The following is an 18,832-nucleotide window of genomic DNA, read 5'->3' as shown; positions in this document are numbered from 1 at the left end:
GTGGATAACCCACCTGCGACGGGCCGTTCGAACCGTGCGTACGTACGGATCCGGGGTGTCGGTCAGACCGCGGCCTTCTTCAGACGGCGGCGCTCCCGCTCGGACAGGCCGCCCCAGATGCCGAAGCGCTCGTCGTTGGCGAGGGCGTACTCGAGGCACTCGGAGCGGACCTCACAGGCGAGGCAGACCTTCTTGGCCTCCCGGGTCGAGCCGCCCTTCTCGGGGAAGAAGGACTCGGGGTCGGTCTGGGCGCACAGTGCGCGCTCCTGCCAGCCGAGTTCCTCGTCCGCGTCGTCGACCAGCAGTTGCTGCACCGTCTCGGTCATGTGCGCCCCTCGTCTGTCTTTCGCGTCCCCGTGATCTAGCCGTTACCGATTCCGGCTGAACGACACGAGTGAAATTACAAGTGTGCTGCTCCGGGCGAGTCAAGCCGAGATCTGCTATTGAGCCCCTTATTCACTCTGCGGAACCAAGCCCATGCGGAAAGTGTTCAAATCACCATAAAACCTGACACACAGGCGGAGCCCGCTGGGGCTCACGCCTTCCGCCGGACCCCTCGCAGACCTCTACGGAGAAGGACGCCCAGGAGTTCGATCCCGTTCCGACACGCCCCTCGAAGCGAACCTGATCACAGTCGGATCACGAGTGCGCAACGGGGTTTGTCCGCCCGGATGGACGCCATGTGTCCCGGCCGGGCCATGAACAAACCTTTCATCTGAGCGATCGACCGGATGAGGTGAACCTCATCCCACATACCGGGTCCCGAGTTGACAGTCGAGGTGTGAACCGGTGTCCTTGTGGGCATGCTCGCGAACTTGGCACTCACCTCGACCCGCACCGCCGGGTCCCACGGTGCTGCCCGCGCTCGCTGTAGCTGTTGCTGTTCCAGCTGTTGAGCCCCACCCGCTCCAGCTGAAGGCCGAGCCACCCGTCTCTCGGCCGCCGTTCCCTCTGACCTTCTTTTCACTGAGGAACCACCACACCCATGAACAGCGACAGCGACCTCCAGATCGCCGGCGACATCCTCGAAGTCCCGCACCTGCTCCAGACACCGCGCGAGCACCCGGCCACCGTCGCCGAGTTCGCCGGGCTCGCCCGCTCCATCGCCGCCGACCGCTCCCAGTGGGAGCACCTCGTCCGGTACGACGCGACCAGCCGCTGGTACCACCGGCTGCGCACCGGCCCCGGCTACGAGGTGTGGCTGCTGTCCTGGGTGCCCGGGCAGGGCAGCGGGAGGCACGACCACGGCCGCTCCTCCGGGGTGCTGACCGTGCTGGACGGCACGCTGACCGAGCGCACGGAGCGGGGCACGCGCGCCTTGCGGCCGGGCGCGCAGCGCGTGTTCGCGCCGGGGTACGTGCACGAGGTGGTGAACGACGCACTGGAGCCGGCGGTCAGCCTGCACGTGTACTACCCGGGGCTGACGGAGATGCCGATGCACACCGCGCCGCACTGCGAGGCGCTTCCCGAGCCGGGCGCGCTGACCGCCTGACGGGTTCCCCCCAAGCCGCCGACCGGTTGTCACAGGCGCCTGCAAGACTGGCTCCCATGCGCATTGTGGTTCTGGCAGGCGGCATCGGTGGTGCCCGGTTCCTGCGTGGTCTGAAGCGGGCCGTGCCGGACGCGGACATCACGGTCATCGGCAACACCGGGGACGACATCCACCTCTTCGGGCTGAAGGTCTGCCCGGACCTCGACACGGTGATGTACACACTCGGCGGCGGCATCAACGAGGAGCAGGGCTGGGGTCGCGCCGACGAGACCTTCCACCTCAAGGAGGAGCTCGCGGCCTACGGCGTCGGGCCCGAGTGGTTCGGCCTCGGCGACCGGGACTTCGCCACGCACATCGTGCGGACGCAGATGATCGGCGCCGGGTACCCGCTGAGCGCCGTGACCCAGGCGCTGTGCGACCGGTGGCAGCCCGGCGTGCGGCTGATCCCGATGTCCGACGACCGCGTCGAGACGCACGTGGCCGTCGAGATCGACGGCGAGCGCAAGGCCATCCACTTCCAGGAGTACTGGGTGCGGCTGCGCGCCTCGGTGCCCGCGCAGGCGATCGTGCCGGTCGGTGCCGACCAGGCGAAGCCCGCCCCGGGCGTGCTGGACGCCATCGCCGAGGCGGACGTCATCCTCTTCCCGCCGTCCAACCCGGTCGTCTCCATCGGCACGATCCTCGCGGTGCCCGGCATCCGGGAGGCGATCGCCGACGCCGGGGTGCCGGTGATCGGCCTGTCCCCCATCGTCGGCGACGCGCCCGTGCGGGGCATGGCCGACAAGGTGCTGGCCGCCGTGGGCGTCGAGTCGACCGCGACGGCGGTGGCCGAGCACTACGGCTCGGGGCTGCTGGACGGCTGGCTCGTGGACACGGTGGACGCGGGCGCCGTGGAGCGGGTCGAGGCCGCCGGGATCCGCTGCCGGGCCGTGCCGCTGATGATGACGGACGCCGACGCGACCGCGCGGATGGCCCGGGAGGCGCTGGCGCTGGCGGAGGAGGTGCGGGGGGCGTGAACGGCGCGGAGCAGGAGCCCGGTGGGTACCGGGTGTGGGCCCTGGGCGGGCTGCCCGAGGTCGTGGCCGGGGATGATCTGGCCAAGCTGATAGCCGCCGCCGAGCCCGGCCTGGCCGACGGGGACGTGCTGCTCGTCACCTCGAAGATCGTGTCCAAGGCGGAGGGCCGGATCGTCCAGGCGGCGGACCGGGAGGCCGCGATCGACGCGGAGACGGTCCGGGTGGTCGCCCGGCGGGGCGCCCTCCGCATCGTCGAGAACCGGCAGGGCCTCGTGATGGCCGCGGCCGGGGTCGACGCCTCCAACACCCCGTCCGGGACGGTGCTGTTGCTGCCAGAGGACCCGGACGCCTCCGCCCGCGCGATCCGCGACGGACTGCGGGACGCCCTCGGCGTCAACGTCGGTGTCGTCGTCACCGACACGTTCGGGCGCCCCTGGCGCGCGGGGCTCACGGACGTCGCGATCGGCGCCGCCGGAGTGCGCGTGCTGGACGACCTGCGCGGCGGCGTGGACGCGTACGGCAATCCGCTCAGCGCCACCGTCGTCGCCACGGCCGACGAACTCGCCGCCGCGGGCGACCTGGTCAAGGGCAAGGCCGCCGGGCTGCCCGTCGCCGTGGTGCGCGGGCTCCCGCACGTGGTGGCGGACGACGCTGGCGAGGGGGCCCGGGCCATGGTCCGCGGCGCCCGCGACGACATGTTCCGCCTCGGCACGTCCGAGGCGGTGCGGCTGGCGGTGACCCAGCGGCGCACGGTCCGGGCGTTCACGGACGAGCCCGTCGACGCCGGTGCCGTACGGCGGGCCGTGGCCGCGGCCGTGACGGCGCCCGCGCCGCACCACACGACGCCGTGGCGGTTCGTGCTGCTGGAGTCGCAGGAGTCGCGGACGCGGCTGCTCGACGCGATGCGGGACGCGTGGATCGCCGATCTGCGGCGGGACGGCAAGACGGAGGAGTCCATCGCCAAGCGGGTGCGGCGCGGGGACGTCCTGCGGAACGCGCCGTACCTCGTCGTGCCCTGCCTGGTCATGGACGGCTCGCACACGTACGGCGATGCCCGGCGGGACGGCGCCGAGCGGGAGATGTTCGTCGTCGCCGCCGGTGCCGGTGTGCAGAACTTCCTCGTCGCCCTGGCCGGGGAGCGGCTGGGGTCGGCATGGGTGTCCTCGACGATGTTCTGCCGGGACGTGGTGCGCGAGGTGCTGGAGCTGCCGGCGGACTGGGATCCGATGGGGGCGGTGGCGGTCGGGCATCCGGCGGAGGAACCGCGGGCGCGGGCGGAGCGGGACGCGGGCGCGTTCATCGAGGTGCGGTGACGGACACCGGCGGGGGCCTACCCTCGTAGGGCCCTCTCCTCCGACCGCGGCAATCTCATCCAGGGACGTTCACTCATGGCAGGACGGTTCGCTCCTCGGCCCACCCGCACGACCGTGCGCGGGGGGCACGTCGCCGTGGGCGCGGGTGTGCCGCGGCAGGCGGCGGGCCCGGGGCGGGTACGGGACTGGGCGCCGGACGGGCCGCTGGACCTCGGGCTGGTGCTCGGGCCGTTGCGGCGCGGGCCGGGCGATCCGACGTTCCGGGCGATGCCGGACGGGTCCGTGTGGCGGGCCACCCGCACACCCGCCGGGCCGGGGACGCTGCGGGTGTGCGCGTACGGCGGTGGGGTGCGCGGGGAGGCCTGGGGGCCCGGGGCGGAATGGCTGCTGGAGCGGTTGCCGGAGCTGCTCGGGGCGGCGGACGACCCGTCGGCGTTCGTGCCGCGGCACCGGCTGCTGGCGATGACACGACACCGGCGGCCCGGACTGCGGCTGACGCGCAGCGGGCTCGTGCTGGAGTCGCTGATCCCGTCGATCCTGGAGCAGAAGGTCACAACCGACGAGGCGTACCGGGCGTGGCGGTTGCTGGTGCGCAAGTACGGGGAGCCGGCGCCGGGGCCCGCGCCCGGGCGGATGTACGTGATGCCGGCACCGCGGACGTGGGCGCTGATCCCGTCCTGGGAGTGGCACCGAGCCGGGGTCGACAACAAGCGGGCGTCGACGATCCTGCGGGCCGTACGGGTCGCCGCGCGGCTGGAGGAGGCCGTGCGGATGGAGCCGGTGGCGGCCCGGGCGCGGCTGGAGGTCGTGCCGGGGGTCGGGCCGTGGACGTCGGCGGAGACGGTGCAGCGCAGTCACGGGGCGGCGGACGAGGTCACGGTGGGGGATCTGCATCTGCCCGGGATCGTGGGCTGGGCGCTGGCCGGGGACCGGGACGCGGATGACGCCGTGATGCTGGAGCTGCTGGAGCCGTATGCGGGGCAGCGGCATCGGGCGGCTCGGCTGATTCTGCTGAGTGGGAGGGTGCCGGGGCGTCGGGCGCCGAAGATGCCTCGGTGGGATATCGGGCAGTTCTGAGGGACTGCCCGATATCCCGGTGCTCGGCGTTGTCGCCGACGCCGCGTGGGCAAGCGGGTTCGGTCCTACTGGTCCGACGAGAAGCGGACCGCTCCCGCTGGTATGCGGGCGTCGCACCATATGCGGGCGCCCTCGCGGAGTTCGTTGTCGGGGCCGATGACCGCGCCGTCGCCGATGACCGTGCCGGTGAGGACGGAGCGTTCGCCGACGCGGGCGCGGGTGCCGATCAGGGAGTCGGTGATGACCGCGCCGGGTTCGATCACCGCGCCGGGCAGGATCGTGCTGCCGAAGACCCGGGCGCCCTCGGCGACGAACGCGCCCTCCCCCACCACCGTGCCGCCCGAGAGCTTCGCGTCGGCCGCGACCATCGCCGTCGGCAGGACCAGGCGGTCGCCGCAGCGGCCGGGCACGGCGGGCGACGGGGCCCGGCCGAGCACCAGGTCCGCCGAACCGCGGACGAACGCCGCCGGCGTGCCCAGGTCGAGCCAGTACGTCGAGTCGACCATGCCCTGGAGGTGCGCCCCGCCGGAGAGGAGGTCGGGGAACGTCTCGCGTTCCACCGAGACCGGCCTGCCCGCCGGGATCGTGTCGATCACCGAGCGGCGGAAGACGTACGCCCCCGCGTTGATCTGGTCGGTGACGATCTCCTCGGGCGTCTGCGGCTTCTCCAGGAACGCCAGCACCCTGCCCGTGTCGTCGGTGGGGACCAGGCCGTAGGCACGCGGGTCGGTCACCTTGGTGAGGTGCAGGGAGATGTCCGCGCCCGTCGACTCGTGGGTGTCGACGAGGGCCCGGATGTCGAGGCCCGTCAGGATGTCGCCGTTGAAGATCAGGACCGGGTCGTCCGGACCGGAGTGCAGCCGGGAGGCGACGTTGCGGATGGCGCCGCCGGTGCCGAGCGGCTCCTCCTCCGTCACGTACTCCAGGTGCAGGCCCAGCGCGGAGCCGTCCCCGAAGTACGGCTCGAAGACCTCGGCCAGGTAGGACGTGGCCAGGACGATGTGCTCGACACCCGCCGCTCTCGCCCGCGCCAGCTGGTGCGTGAGGAAGGGCACCCCGGCCGCCGGGACCATGGGCTTGGGCGTGTGCACCGTGAGCGGGCGCAGCCGGGTGCCCTTGCCGCCGACCAGGAGGATCGCTTCTGTCACGTGTCGTCTCTGCTTCCTGCCGGGACCGGCCGAACTGTCTTTCGGCCGGTCAGTGTATGCAGACCGTTCCGTGGCGCCTTCGCTGGCCGTGCGGCATTCCGCCCCCATGCCCCCGCTTGCCCCCCGACGGCAGTGAACGTGTACTCAGCGGCCCTGGTAGCGGGCCGCCTTGGAGCGGGCCGAGCCGAGCTTGCCGTAGAGCTTGCGTCCCGGGCACTCCGTCTTGAAGCCGTCCCGGTGCCCTGAGATCACGTTCAGTCGTACCTTCTTACCTTTTCGGTGGAGATTGCTGCCAGCCGACTTCAGGTAAGTCTTTCCCTTCGGATTCATCCGGTACAGCCCCAGCTTCCAGGCGGTCAGCCGGGCGACGGCCCGGACCGCCGCCTTCGACGGCTTGGTGGCGCCGTACGACCCGAGGACGGCGATCCCCATGCTGTTGTTGTTGAAACCCAGGGTGTGCGCGCCGAGGACCGGCTTCGCCACACCCCCGGCGCGGCCCTCGTAGATCTTTCCGCACTTGTCGATGAGGAAGTTGTAGCCGATGTCCCGCCAGCCCATGCTCTTGACGTGGTAGCGGTAGATACTGCGGATGAGTGACGGGACCTGCGAGCAGCGGTAGTTGTTGCCGCTGGCCGTGTGGTGCACGAAGGCCGCCCTGACCTTCTTGGTGTACCGGAAGCCGCGCTCGCGCAGGCCCTCGTTCGCACCCCAGCCGCGGCGCGTGGTGATGCGTGGGCGGGGGCCGACGTACGGCCTCGCCTGCTGCTGCGCCGCCGGCTCGACGCCGTTCAGGGCGAAGAACTCCCGCTCGGTCTCGGCGCGGTTCAGGGCCGCGATCTCGGTGGCGCCGAGGGGGGCGAGCTCGGCGTTGGCTGCGGAGGCTTCGGCGGCGGCGGAGTTCTCGGCGTTCAGGCCGCCGGTGCGGGGGCCGTCCGCGGCGGCGTCCGGAGGTGTCCCGTCCTCGCCGGGGTCGACGAGTTCGAGGCGGAGGCCGGTGGGGAGAGCGGGCGCGGCGGGCTGGTCGGGGGTGTCGGTGTGAGGGTGCGCGGAACCGGGTTCCGCGCTGCGGGGTTCGGCGCGGACGCGGAGTTCCACGCCGTCGGAGTCGCCCACCCACAGTGGTGCCGTGGCGCCGCGCACGCGGCCCGAGGCGCTCTCGGGGGTGCCCGGGTCGGCCGCGTGGTCGGCGTGGTGCGTCTCGACGTCCTGCCAGCCCGACCAGGTGCCGGTGCCGGCGGCGCGGGTGCGGACCTGGACGCGGCCGTGCAGTTCGGCCTCGGGGTCGTCCCAGACGACGCCGACGAGGGAGAAGTGGCGTACGGCGCGGCGGGGCAGGTCACGTTCGGTGGCCGGGGCGGTCGGGGTGGCGCGGTTGCGGGTGAGGGGTTCCAGGGGGAGGGACTGGGTGCTGCCGGGGGCGTGCGGTTCGGTCGCGCGCCGGTCGGTGGTGGTCGGTGTCCCCGCGTGGGGCGCGGGTCTCGCTGCCGTGGCGGCTTCCGTGGCCGGCACCGGTCTCGCCGGCGCCGCGAGGGCGGGCGGGGTGAGGGGGAGAGCCAGAGCGGCCGCACAGGTGACACCGATCGAGGAAGCAAGGAATCCACGCATGCCCCTGATCTTGGACATAGTCGTATAAGTCTGTCCATTTGGGAGTTGACGGACTGTCGGTCGAGGTTCGGCCGAACCGGTGGTGGCGGCGCGGCCGTGCGGTGGCCGGGCCATTGGGTGGGGGCCGGTGCGCCGCGTACGCTTGCGCGGGTGAACGCCACCGATCGCACCCCTGCCGACCTGCTGGGTTCCGCGCTCGCCGCGGATCCGGGACGCCCCCTGGTGACCTTCTACGACGACGCCACGGGCGAACGCGTCGAACTGTCCGTGGCCACCTTCGCCAATTGGGTGGCCAAGACCGCGAACCTGCTCCAGGACGAGTTGTCCGTCGAGCCCGGGGACCGGGTGGCCCTGCTGCTGCCCGCGCACTGGCAGACGGCGGTGTGGCTGCTGGCGTGTGCGTCGGTGGGGGCCGTCGCGGACGTGGCGGGGGACGCGCGGGCCGCCGACGTCGTGGTGAGCGGGCCGGACACGCTGGAGGCGGCTCGGGCCTGCTCCGGGGCGCGGGTCGCGCTGGCGCTGCGGCCGCTCGGAGGGCGCTTCCCGCAGACTCCCGAGGGATTCGTCGACTACGCGGTGGAGGTGCCGGGCCAGGGCGACCGGTTCGTGCCGTACGCGCCGGTGGATCCCGAGGAGCCCGCGCTGATCGTGGCGGGCCGGGAGTTCAGCGGGGCCGAGGTGGTCGAGCGGGCCCGGGCGGAGGCGTCGGGGCTGGGGCTGACCGGACCCGGCTCGCGGATCCTGTCCGGGTTGCCGTACGACACGTGGGAGGGGCTGAACGCGGGGTTGTACGGGCCGTTGGCGACCGGGGGTTCCGTGGTGCTGTGCCGGAACCTGGAGCAGGCCGGGGACGGGGTGCTGGACAAGCGGGTGGAGAGCGAGCGGGTCACGGCTATTGCCCGGTAGGGCGGTGCCGGGTGCGCGGCGTTGTTGCTCAGACTGGGTGGGACCGCAGCCCGGCGTAGCGGGGTGCCGCTGCGCCCACCCGTGCCGCCCTTAGCGGCACGATTGCCCGCAGCTAAGCGAGACCGACAGCCGTAGCTCGCCCCCCTCCCCCGTTCGGCCCACCCCCATCCACCCCCCGCCCCTCATCCGCGCCATGGTCGTAGGAGCAGGGCGCGCGGGGTGTTCCTACGTCAGGAGGGGTGGTGCTGTCGTGGGTGGCAGGACTGGGCCCGCGGCCGGGGCCTCGGCCAGTGGGCGGGGGCTGGTGCGGCGGCGTCGTCGGCGGGGCGTGCGGATCTCCGTGTTCGCCGTCACCGGCCTCGTCGTGGCGGCCGCGGGTGCCGGATGGGCCGTGTACGCCAAGCTCAGCGGGAACATCACGCCCGACGAGGCGGCCGCGGCCGAGCTCGCCCGCTACGAGAAGGAGCGGCCCACCTCGCTGGTCAAGGACGCCCGGAACATCCTGCTGATCGGCTCGGACTCACGCGAGGGCGACGACAACGCCCGCTACGGCCGGGACTCCGGCACCGAGCGGTCCGACACCACGATCCTGCTGCACCTGGCGGCGGGCCGGGACAGCGCCACCGCCGTCTCCCTGCCCCGGGACCTGATGGTGGACCTGCCGGGCTGCCGGCGGCCGGACGGGTCCCGCAGCGCGCCGCGATTCGCCCAGTTCAACCAGGCGTTCCAGGTGGGCGGCTCGGCCTGCACCATCCGGACCGTCGAGAAGCTCACGGACATCCGCGTCGACCATCACGTCGTCGTGGACTTCCACGGCTTCAAGGAGATGGTCGACGCGGTCGACGGCGTCGAGGTGTGCCTGCGGGAGCCGATCGACGACCGGGCCGCCAAGCTGAGACTGCCCGCCGGGCGGGTGACCCTCGACGGCGAGCAGGCCCTCGGCTACGTCCGCGCCCGCAAGTCCCTGGGTGACGGCAGCGACACGGAGCGGATGGAACGGCAGCAACGATTCCTCGGGGCGCTCGTCAACAAGGTGCGCAGCAATGACGTCCTGCTGAATCCGGCGAAGCTGTACCCCGTGCTCGACGCCGCCACGTCCTCTCTCACAACCGACCCGGATCTGGCGAGCCTTCGCGGTTTGTACGAACTCGTGCGCGGGCTGCGCGACATCCCCATGGAACAAGTGCAATTCCTGACCGTGCCCCGGGAGTCGTACGCATTCGACGCCAATCGCGACCAACTCGTGGAGCCCGAGGCCGAGAAGCTGTTCGAGCGGCTCCGGACCGACACACCGGTGGTCGTGGCGGGAAACGTACCGCGCGGTTCCGCTCCGCTGAGGCCTACCGATTCGCGTGACGGGTCGTACGGGGATTCGTATCCGGGGCCGTTCGCGCAGCCCGTCGTCACCGTTTCTCCTCCACCGACCTTCCGGGGGAACACGGCAGCCGAGGACACCTGTGAGTAAAGCGGACGCCAAGGTAACTCCAAGGCAACGAACTCTTCATCTGAGAAATGGGCGAATTGCCCAGGTGTAGGGACGTGGAATTTGTCACCGTCGTCGCTCGGCACTGAACTGGGCGGTTAGTGTGAGCGATCCGGTGCGCCCGGCTCTGAGGACGGGTCCTGAGGTCGCGCACACTGTGTGACCGAGACCCGAGCGCCTTGGAGGGGAAGGCGCCGCGTGCCCCGACGGAGGAACTAGGCAACCGTGGACGCGCAAGGCCGAGGGCGGGCGGACGACATCGATCCCGCAGACCAGTGGGTGCTCAACCCGAACACCGGCGAATACGAACTGCGACTGGCCCCTTCCAGCCCGCAGTCGGGCGTTCCCGGACCGCGCAGGCCGCCCGCCTCGGACACGGACCCGCCGGCCCGCGCCCGTACGGACGCGCCGGCCCGCTCCCGGACGGACGCCCCCGGACGCCCGCGGCCCGGGACACCCGGCCGTGCGGTGCCGCCGCCGCGCAGGCGCCGCGGGGCGCCGGAGGAGCCGCTGCCGGGGCGTCGCGGGCGGCGGCCCGCCAAGAAGGCCTCCAAGGGCAGGAAGGCCCTGCTGTGGACCGGCGGCACGATGGCGTTCGTGCTGGTCGCCGGTGCGGGCGCCGCGTACTTCTACATCGAGCACCTGAACAACAACATCGCGTCCGTCTCCGACGACGGCGCGAGCACCGGTGGCTTCCAGAAGGACAAGGCGATCAACATCCTGCTGATCGGCACCGACAAGCGCACCGGCAAGGGCAACGAGAGCTACGGCGACGCGGGCAGTGTCGGGCACGCCGACACCACGATCCTGCTGCACGTCTCCAAGGACCGTTCGAACGCCACCGCGCTGAGCATCCCGCGCGACCTGATCGTCGACGTGCCGGACTGCCCGACCACGCAGGAGGACGGGACGCAGAAGGTCATCCCCGGCACGCAGGACGTCCGCTTCAACACCAGCCTCGGCCAGGACGGCCGTACGCCCAGCTGCACGATGCGGACCGTGACCGAGCTGACCGGGGTCAAGCCGGACAACTTCATGGTCGCCGACTTCAACGCCGTCAAGACGCTGACCAGCGCGGTCGGCGGCGTCGAGGTCTGTCTGGGCAAGGACATCGACGACCCGGACTCGCACCTGAAGCTGTCGAAGGGCACCCACACGATCGAGGGCGAGCAGGCGCTCGCGTTCGTCCGCACCCGCCATGCCGTGGGCTTCGGCGGCGACCTGAGCCGGATCGGGCTCCAGCAGCAGTTCCTGAGCGCGCTGATGCGCAAGCTGAAGTCCAACGACACGCTGTCGAGCCCCTCGAAGATGCTGAAGCTGGCCGAGGCGGGCACGAAGGCGCTGACCGTCGACTCCCAGCTGGACAGCATCAGCAAGCTGAAGGACCTCGGCATGGAGCTCGGCAAGCTCGACACCAAGAACCTGACCTTCACCACGACCCCGGTGATCGACAACCCGGCGGAGAAGGTGAAGACCACGGTCGTGCTCAACGAGTCGTCGGCCCCGCAGGTCTTCGACATGATCAAGAACGACATCTCGTTCACCGCGGTCAAGGAGCAGAAGAAGAAGGAGGCGGCCGCCGTCGCCGCCCGGCTGAAGGGCACCAAGGCCCCGGCCTCCGAGGTGCGGGTGCGGATCCTCAACGGCGGGGCCGTCGCGGGCAGCGCGCAGGAGACGCTCAGCTGGCTGCAGAACGAGGAGGGCGTCACCAAGTCCGAGAACGCCGGCAACGCGCCCGCCGAGCTGGCGAAGACGACGCTCGAGTACGCCCCCGACCAGGCCGACCAGGCCCGCCGCCTCGCCGACATCATGGGCCTGCCCGGGTCCGCGATGAAGCCGGGCGAGAGCGTGACCAACGCGCAGGGGGTGCCCGCGATGACCCTGACCCTCGGCAAGGACTTCAAGGGTGCGGGTGTCTCCCTCACCGCTCCGACGAAGGCGCCGGAGGGTGTGCAGAAGTCCACGGCGGACAAGGTCGAGTGCGCCCAGTGACCTGACGGGCCCGCCGTACGTCCCACCGGGCGTGCGGCGGGCCCCGTCCGGTGGCGCGCGGGAAGCGCGGCGGGGTGCGGAGCGGGAGAGATGGCGCGCAGCAGCGGTGTGTACGGGGAGGGCGCGAAGCCGGGTGCCGTGCCGCGGGTGCCGGTCCAGGACCAGGGCGGCCACGACCGGGAGCCGGGCCCCGACGATGACGGTCCGGGCAGGACCGGGGGGTCCGACGGGTCCGGGAGGCCGAACAGGCCCGGCCGGTCCGGTGGAACCGGAGGCCCGGGCGGGCCCGACAGGCCCGGCGGAACCGGCAGGCCGGGCAGGTCCGGTGAGGCCGGAGGCCCGGGCAGGTCCGGTGAGACCGGAAGCCCGGGCAGGTCCGGTGAGACCGGAAGCCCGGGCAGGTCCGGCGGAACCGGCAGGCCGGGCAGGTCCGGTGAGACCGGAGGCCCGGGCGGCTCAGGGGGCGCGGGAAGCCGGCCCGGCCGCGTGCGCCGCGCCCTGCGCCGGTCGGTGACGGCCCTCTCCCTGCTGGTCCTCGTGACCTCGGGCGCCGGGTACCTCTACTACGAGGACCTGAACGGCGACCTCCTCAAGGGCCGGCGCAGCAGCGGCGACTCCCAGGCGTCGAAGGCGGAGCCGAACGCGGCCGGGCAGACGCCCCTGAACATCCTGCTGATCGGCTCGGACAGCCGCGCCTCCGACGAGAACGTGACGCTGGGCGGCGGCCGGGACAGTCGGGGCAATCCGCCGCTGGGTGACGTGCAGATGCTCATCCACCTGGCCGCGGACCGCCGGAGCGCCTCCGTGGTGAGCGTGCCGCGCGACACCCGGGTCGACATACCGAAGTGCACGGACCCGGCGACCGGGAAGACGTACCCGCCGGTCAACACCATCATCAACGCCTCGCTGGCCCGGGGCGGAGCGGGTTGCACGCTGGCGACCTGGGAGAACCTCACCGGCACCTACATCGACCACTGGATGACGATCGACTTCGCGGGCGTGGTGCACATGGCGGACGCCATCGGCGGGGTCGAGATCTGCGTCCGGCAGAACGTGTGGGACCGGCCGCTGCCCGGCGTACCCGGCGGCTCCGGCCTGAAGCTGACGGCCGGCCGCACCAAGGTCCAGGGCGTGCGGGCGCTGCAGTGGCTGCGCACCCGCCACGCCTGGGGCAGCGACCCGCTGCGGGCCCGGGCGCAGCACATGTACATGAACTCGATGATCCGCACGCTCAAGGCACAGAACGTCTTCACGGACACCGGCCGGCTGACGGACCTGGCGGAGGCGGCCACGAAGTCGCTGCGCGTGTCCGAGGAGATCGGCACGGTGAAACGGCTGTACGACCTGGGGACGCAGCTCCGGACGGTGCCGACGGATCGCATCACCATGACGACACTGCCCACGACCCAGGACCCGCGGGACGCCGACCACTTGGTGCCGGCCGGGGCCGACGCCGACCGCGTGTGGTCCATGATCCGCGACGACGTGCCCTTCGACGGCAAGGAGCGGCCCGAGCGACCCGGGCGGCCCGACTGGCGTACGGACACGGCGCGTTCGCAGCAGTCGGCGCTCAACTCCGGGGATCGGCCCGGCGCCACGGACACGCGCGACGGGTCGGACGCCGGTCCGTGCATGGACGTGTACGCCCCGTACCGCTGGTAGTGACCTGCGACGCACCCGCACGCGGGGCCGTCGAACTTCCGTGCGCGGACTTGGGCGGATTGCCCACATGTATGGATGTTGAATTTGTCATTCAGTGCACACCGGCGTTCAACTGGGCGGATAGTGTGAGCGATCCAGTGCTTCTGTGATGACCAAGTACCCGTGCGCCTTCCGGGGGGAGAGGGCGCCGCGTGCCCCGACGGAGGAATCAGACAACCGTGGACGCGCAACGCCGTGGGCGGGGGGACCAGATCGACCCCGCAGACCAGTGGGTACTCAATCCGAACACCGGTGAATACGAACTGCGACTGTCCCCCTCCGCACCGCAGTCGCCGGGCCCGGGGACACGCGGACCGGCGGGCGGTCGTACGACGTCGCCCCGCACGGCGGCTCCCCGTACGGCGACTTCGCGCACCGGGGCTCCGCGCGGGGAGGCTCCCCGTGGGGGCGCAACCCGCACCGACGTCCCGCCGCAGCGCAGGCGGCGCGGCGCTCCCGAGGAGCCGCCGCCGGGACGGCGCGGTGGACGCCGGCCGGTGCAGCAGAAGCCGAAGAAGGCCAGGAAGGTCCTGGTGTGGACCGGCGGCACGATGGCGTTCCTGCTGGTCGGTGTCGGCGCGGCCGGCTACTTCTACCTCCAGCACCTGGAGGGCAACGTCACGACGACCGACGTCGGCAGCGCGGGTGCCAGCAACTTCAGCAAGGACGAGGCCTTCAGCATCCTCATCATCGGCACCGACAAGCGCACCGGCGAGGGCAACGGAGGCTACGGCGACAAGGGCAGCAGCGGGCACGCCGACACCACGATCCTGCTGCACGTCGCCGAGGACCGCTCCAACGCGACCGCGCTCAGCATCCCCCGCGACCTGATCGTGGACATCCCCGACTGCCCGACCAAGCAGGAGGACGGCTCGGAGAAGGTCGTCCCGGGGCTGCGGGGCGTCCGCTTCAACCGGAGCCTCGGCGAGAGCGGCCGGGACCCGGGCTGCACGATGCGCACGGTGACGGAGAACACCGGCATCGAGGTCGACCACTTCATGATGGCCGACTTCAACGCGGTGAAGACCCTGACCACGGCGGTGGACGGGGTCGAGGTGTGCGTGGAGAAGCCCGTCAACGACAAGCAGTCCAAACTCGTCCTGCCCGAGGGCAAATCGACCGTCGAGGGCGAGCAGGCCCTCGCCTTCGTCCGCACGCGCAAGAGCTTCGGCAACAGCGGCGACCTCGACCGGATCAAGGTGCAGCAGCAGTTCCTCGGCTCGCTGATGCGCAAGATGTCCTCCAGTGACACCCTCACCAGCCCCTCCAAGCTGCTGAAGCTGGCCGAGGCCGCCACCAAGGCCCTGACGGTGGACAAGGCGATCGGGAACGTCGGCACGCTCAAGGACATCGCGCTGGAGCTGAAGAAGGTACCGACGAAGAACATCACCTTCACGACGGTCCCGGTGAAGGACAACCCCGCGGAGACGGTGAAGGCGACGGTCGTCCTCAACGAGGCGCAGGCGCCCCAGGTGTTCGAGATGATCAAGAACGACGTCTCGTTCACCGAGGTCAAGAAGCAGCAGAAGAAGGAGAAGGACGCCGAGGCCGCCCGGCTCAAGGGCACCAAGGCCCCGGCCTCCGAGGTCCGGGTGCGGATCCTCAACGGCGGTGCCGTCGCCGGCAGCGCGCAGAAGACCCTGCAGTACCTCCAGGTCGAGGAGGGCGTGACCAAGTCCGAGAACGGGGGCAACGCGCCCGCCGCCCTGGCGAAGACGACCCTCGAGTACGCGCCCGGCCAGGCCGACCAGGCCCGCCGGCTCGCCGAGATCATGGGCCTGTCCGGCTCGGCGCTCAAGCCCGGCGAGAGCGTGACCAACGCCCAGGGGCTGCCCACGATGACCCTGACCCTCGGCAGGGACTTCAAGGGCGCCGGCGTGAAGCTCAACGCCCCGGTGGAGGCGCCGGACGTGGAAAAGTCCACGGCCGACAAGGTCAAGTGCGCGAGTTGACCCGCTGAGGGCAACTGACAGGCCCGTCGTGCGTCTAACAGGAGGCAGGACGGGCCTGTTGCATGCGCGGGGGGCGGAGAGGACCGGGGAAAGTGACGCAGAGCGGTGTGCGGGAGGACGGAACGCGAGGGGGCGTCCGCCACGAACCGGTCCCGGGCGGAAACGGGCCGACGGGCACGCGGTCGCCCGAGGGCGACGGCATGCCGACGGGGGACACGAAGACGGACACGAAGACGCCGAGCGACGACGACAGTCCGACGCGCGGCGCGAAGACGCCCGGCGGTGACGGCAGGCCGAAGCGCGGCGCCAAGACCACGAGCAGTGACGGCAGGTTGGCCCGCGACGCCAAGACCCCGAGCAGTGACGGCAAACCGGCCCGCGCCGCCAAGACGCCCGGCCGTGACAGCGGACCGGCCCCCGGCGTGAAGTCGGCCGGTCAAGAGGGGGCCTCGGCAGCAGGCGCGGGATCCTCTGTCGATAACCGTGGCGGCGAGGGCGGCGGGCGGCGGCGCGGCGGCCGGCCCCGGCCCGGGCGGCGGGCGCTGAAGTGGTCCGCCGTGGTGCTCGCCGTGCTGATACTCGGCACGGCCGGCACCGGCTGGTTCTACTACCGGCACCTCAACGGCAACATCAAGAAGGACGCCCTGAACCTCGGCGACAACAAGGTCGCCGCCCCCACGCCGAACGCCGCCGGCCAGACCCCGCTGAACATCCTGCTCATCGGCTCGGACGCCCGCGACACCGAGGAGAACCAGAAACTCGGCGGCGCCCGCGAGACGTTCGGCGCCACTCCCCTGGCCGACGTCCAGATGCTGCTGCACCTGTCCGCCGACCGCACCAACATGTCGGTCATCAGCATGCCCCGCGACACCCTGGTCAAGATCCCCAAGTGCACGGACCCGGACGACGGCAAGGTCTACCCGGCGACCCAGGGTCGGACAATGACCAACCAGAGCCTCGGCCACGGCGGCCCCGGCTGCACGGTGGCCACCTGGCAGGAGCTCACCGGCATCCACATCGACCACTTCATCATGGTCGACTTCGCCGGGGTCGTCTCGATGGCCGACGCCGTCGGCGGCGTCCCCGTCTGCGTGGACGCCAACATCCACTCCCGCACCTCCGACGGCAAGGGCTCGGGCCTGAAACTGGAGAAGGGCACCTCGTACATCCAGGGCGAGCAGGCCCTGCAGTGGCTGCGCACGCGCTACGGCTTCGAGGACGGCAGCGACCTCGCCCGCGCCAAGGCCCAGCACATGTACATGAACGCGATGGTCCGCCAACTGCGCGAGAACGCCACCCTGAGCAGCCCCAACCAGCTGCGCAGACTGGCCGAGGAGGCCACCCGCGCCATGACGGTCGACCCCGGCCTCGACACCGTCCGGAAGCTCTACGACCTCAGCACCGAGCTGCGCAAGGTGGAGCCGGAGCGCATCACCATGACCACGATGCCCAACCGGTACGTCGGCGCCCGCGTGGAGCCCACGGAGGACGCCGAGCAGCTGTTCCGGCTCGTGCGGGAGGACATCGCCCTGGACGGCAAGGACAAGAGGAAGAAGGCCGAGGAGAAGGCCTCCGCCGACCCGGCCGCGGCCGACGACGAGATCGCCGTCCAGGTCCGCAACGGCACCCGCACCGACACCCTGGCCCCGGCGAGCGGGCGCGCGGGCACCGTGGCCGGGCTGCTGAAGGAGGAGGGCTTCACCGAGGCCTTCGCCGACACCGCCGGCTCATGGAGCGAGGACAGGACCGTCGTCCGCTACCCGAGCGCCGACCTGGAGGGCGACGCCCAGCGCGTCGCCGAGGCCCTCGGGATCCCGCTGAGTTCGGTGAAGCGGTCGACCGACGTCTCCGGCATCACGCTCGTCGTGGGCGCGGACTGGCGTACCGGCTCCGACTACAAGGCGCCGAAGCGGAACGACAAGACCCCGAAGTCGGCCCAGGCGCTCAACGGCGCGGACGACAAGGCTTGCATGCACGTGAGCCCCGGCTTCACCTGGTGACGAGGACGGGCCCCTCCCGGCAGGAAGGGGCCCGAAGTCGTGCGGCACGGGTCAGCCGGTGGCCGCGTCGGCGTCCGCCCGGACCGAGGGGCGCCGGGACGCGATGACCTTCCGCGCCAGCGCGCGCGGGCTGGTCAGGAAGCCCCAGCCCCAGGACATGTGCATCGTGGCCAGCGCCACGGGGATCTGCAGCCGCGCCTTCAGCGGCAGCCCCTTGCCCGCCGGAACGGAGCCGAGCAGGATCGCCGCGAGGTAGCCGCCGGGCACCAGGAAGCCCCACGGCGTCAGCAGCGCGCCCACCAGGATCCCGGCCGCGATCGCGCACACGGCGGTCGGCGGGGCGAGGTAGCGCAGGTTGATCGAGCCCTCGTGGTAGCGGGCGACGACGTGCCGCCAGCGGCCGTAGTCCTTGTACTGCTTGGCGAGGGCCCTCACGCTCGGCCGCGGCCGGTACGACACCTTCAGCTCGGGCGAGAACCAGATCAGCCCGCCGGCCTCACGGATGCGGAAGTTCAGCTCCCAGTCCTGGGCGCGGATGAACTCCACGTTGTAGCCGCCCTGCCGCTCCAGCGCCTCGCGCCGGAACACCCCCAGGTAGACCGTCTCGGCCGGGCCCGCCTGCCCGCCCGTGTGGAAGGCGGCGTTGCCCACGCCGATCTTCGAGGTCATCGCGGCGGCGACGGCGTGCTCCCAGTCGCTCTCGCCCTCGGCGTGCATGATGCCGCCGACGTTCTGCGCGCCGGTCTCCTCCAGGAGCCGTACCGCGGTGGCGATGTAGTTCGGGGAGAGCATGCCGTGCCCGTCGACACGGACCACGATCGGGTGCCGGGAGGCGTTGATCGCCGCGTTCAGCGCCGCGGGCGTACGGCCGGTGGGGTTGGGGACGGTGTGCACACGCGGGTCTTCGGCCACGAGCTCGGCGGCGATCTCGTCCGTGCGGTCCGTGGACGGACCGAGGGCGATCACGACCTCCATCTCGCCGGCGTACTCCTGCGCGAGGATCGCTTGGACTGCTCCCCGCAGATGCCGCTCCTCGTTGAGGACGGGCATGATCACGGAAACGGCGGGGTGCCGCACGTCGGGATTGGCGTTCATAGGGGGCTCACGTTACCGCGAACGGGGGACACCGTTGCGCGCCGCCGGGGCG

Annotated in this window: 13 protein-coding genes and 1 pseudogene; 10 read left to right on the top strand and 4 right to left on the bottom strand. The window is 71.7% G+C overall.

Features of this window, described 5'->3' with window-relative positions; genetic code table 11:
- Positions 1-62: 62 nt before the first annotated feature.
- On the bottom strand, positions 63-326 hold the full coding sequence (locus ABZ948_RS31490; RefSeq protein ID WP_010034659.1) for a WhiB family transcriptional regulator: 264 nt from the start codon (positions 324-326) through the stop codon (positions 63-65).
- A gap of 659 nt (positions 327-985) precedes the next feature.
- On the opposite strand from ABZ948_RS31490, the gene ABZ948_RS31485 reads away from it, so the two are divergent.
- The 4 genes from ABZ948_RS31485 (at position 986) to ABZ948_RS31470 (ending at position 4,898) form a co-directional block, all read left to right on the top strand.
- Positions 986-1,492, top strand: a complete 507-nt coding sequence (locus ABZ948_RS31485) for a cysteine dioxygenase (protein WP_031119202.1) — start codon at positions 986-988, stop codon at positions 1,490-1,492.
- A gap of 56 nt (positions 1,493-1,548) precedes the next feature.
- Positions 1,549-2,508, top strand: a complete 960-nt coding sequence (gene cofD, locus ABZ948_RS31480) for a 2-phospho-L-lactate transferase (protein ID WP_359765252.1) — start codon at positions 1,549-1,551, stop codon at positions 2,506-2,508.
- Complete coding sequence (locus ABZ948_RS31475; protein ID WP_359765250.1) at positions 2,505-3,821, top strand: coenzyme F420-0:L-glutamate ligase; 1,317 nt, start codon at positions 2,505-2,507, stop codon at positions 3,819-3,821. Before cofD ends, ABZ948_RS31475 begins: the two co-directional genes overlap by 4 nt.
- Positions 3,822-3,896: 75 nt before the next feature.
- Complete coding sequence (locus ABZ948_RS31470) at positions 3,897-4,898, top strand: DNA-3-methyladenine glycosylase family protein (RefSeq protein ID WP_359765248.1); 1,002 nt, start codon at positions 3,897-3,899, stop codon at positions 4,896-4,898.
- 65 nt (positions 4,899-4,963) lie between these two features.
- Here the strand turns inward: ABZ948_RS31470 and manB are convergent, their stop codons facing one another.
- A complete protein-coding gene (manB, locus tag ABZ948_RS31465) occupies positions 4,964-6,046 on the bottom strand; it encodes a mannose-1-phosphate guanylyltransferase (protein ID WP_359765247.1) in 1,083 nt (360 codons plus the stop codon).
- Between the two features lie 144 nt (positions 6,047-6,190).
- Positions 6,191-7,651, bottom strand: coding sequence for a peptidoglycan recognition protein family protein (locus ABZ948_RS31460; RefSeq protein WP_359765245.1), 1,461 nt, complete (start codon positions 7,649-7,651; stop codon positions 6,191-6,193).
- 150 nt (positions 7,652-7,801) lie between these two features.
- Between ABZ948_RS31460 and ABZ948_RS31455 the strand changes: the two genes are divergently transcribed.
- The 6 genes and pseudogenes from ABZ948_RS31455 (at position 7,802) to ABZ948_RS31430 (ending at position 17,685) form a co-directional block, all read left to right on the top strand.
- Positions 7,802-8,557: a TIGR03089 family protein gene (locus tag ABZ948_RS31455; protein WP_359765243.1), complete on the top strand. Its 756-nt coding sequence runs from the start codon at positions 7,802-7,804 to the stop codon at positions 8,555-8,557.
- 193 nt (positions 8,558-8,750) lie between these two features.
- Entirely contained in the window at positions 8,751-10,022 is a 1,272-nt protein-coding gene (locus tag ABZ948_RS31450; RefSeq protein WP_435857667.1) for an LCP family protein, read from the top strand.
- A 243-nt stretch (positions 10,023-10,265) separates the two neighbouring features.
- Positions 10,266-12,032, top strand: a complete 1,767-nt coding sequence (locus ABZ948_RS31445; protein WP_359765239.1) for an LCP family protein — start codon at positions 10,266-10,268, stop codon at positions 12,030-12,032.
- 498 nt (positions 12,033-12,530) lie between these two features.
- Positions 12,531-13,530 (top strand): annotated as a pseudogene (locus ABZ948_RS31440) (LCP family protein); the annotation flags it as partial.
- A 382-nt stretch (positions 13,531-13,912) separates the two neighbouring features.
- The gene (locus ABZ948_RS31435) at positions 13,913-15,685 is read left to right on the top strand and encodes an LCP family protein (RefSeq protein ID WP_359765238.1); all 1,773 of its coding nucleotides are present in this window, start codon (positions 13,913-13,915) and stop codon (positions 15,683-15,685) included.
- Positions 15,686-15,885: 200 nt separating this feature from the next.
- Complete coding sequence (locus ABZ948_RS31430) at positions 15,886-17,685, top strand: LCP family protein (RefSeq protein WP_359765236.1); 1,800 nt, start codon at positions 15,886-15,888, stop codon at positions 17,683-17,685.
- Positions 17,686-17,736: 51 nt separating this feature from the next.
- On the opposite strand, the gene ABZ948_RS31425 is transcribed toward ABZ948_RS31430, so the two are convergent.
- Complete coding sequence (locus ABZ948_RS31425; RefSeq protein ID WP_359765233.1) at positions 17,737-18,780, bottom strand: glycosyltransferase family 2 protein; 1,044 nt, start codon at positions 18,778-18,780, stop codon at positions 17,737-17,739.
- Positions 18,781-18,832 lie beyond the last annotated feature (52 nt).

The sequence above is a fragment of the Streptomyces olindensis genome, assembly GCF_040645895.1.
GTDB classification, from domain to species: domain Bacteria; phylum Actinomycetota; class Actinomycetes; order Streptomycetales; family Streptomycetaceae; genus Streptomyces; species Streptomyces olindensis.
This window is presented reverse-complemented; position numbering and strand designations above follow the sequence as displayed.

Bases quoted from the DNA above. Each gene is read 5' to 3' on its own strand.
- ABZ948_RS31490 (WP_010034659.1), bottom strand. From the start codon at position 326: ATGACCGAGACGGTGCAGCAACTGCTGGTCGACGACGCGGACGAGGAA.
- ABZ948_RS31485 (WP_031119202.1), top strand. From the start codon at position 986: ATGAACAGCGACAGCGACCTCCAGATCGCCGGCGACATCCTCGAAGTC.
- cofD (WP_359765252.1), top strand. From the start codon at position 1,549: ATGCGCATTGTGGTTCTGGCAGGCGGCATCGGTGGTGCCCGGTTCCTG.
- ABZ948_RS31470 (WP_359765248.1), top strand. From the start codon at position 3,897: ATGGCAGGACGGTTCGCTCCTCGGCCCACCCGCACGACCGTGCGCGGG.
- ABZ948_RS31460 (WP_359765245.1), bottom strand. From the start codon at position 7,651: ATGCGTGGATTCCTTGCTTCCTCGATCGGTGTCACCTGTGCGGCCGCT.
- ABZ948_RS31450 (WP_435857667.1), top strand. From the start codon at position 8,751: ATGGTCGTAGGAGCAGGGCGCGCGGGGTGTTCCTACGTCAGGAGGGGT.
- ABZ948_RS31430 (WP_359765236.1), top strand. From the start codon at position 15,886: ATGCCGACGGGGGACACGAAGACGGACACGAAGACGCCGAGCGACGAC.
- ABZ948_RS31425 (WP_359765233.1), bottom strand. From the start codon at position 18,780: ATGAACGCCAATCCCGACGTGCGGCACCCCGCCGTTTCCGTGATCATG.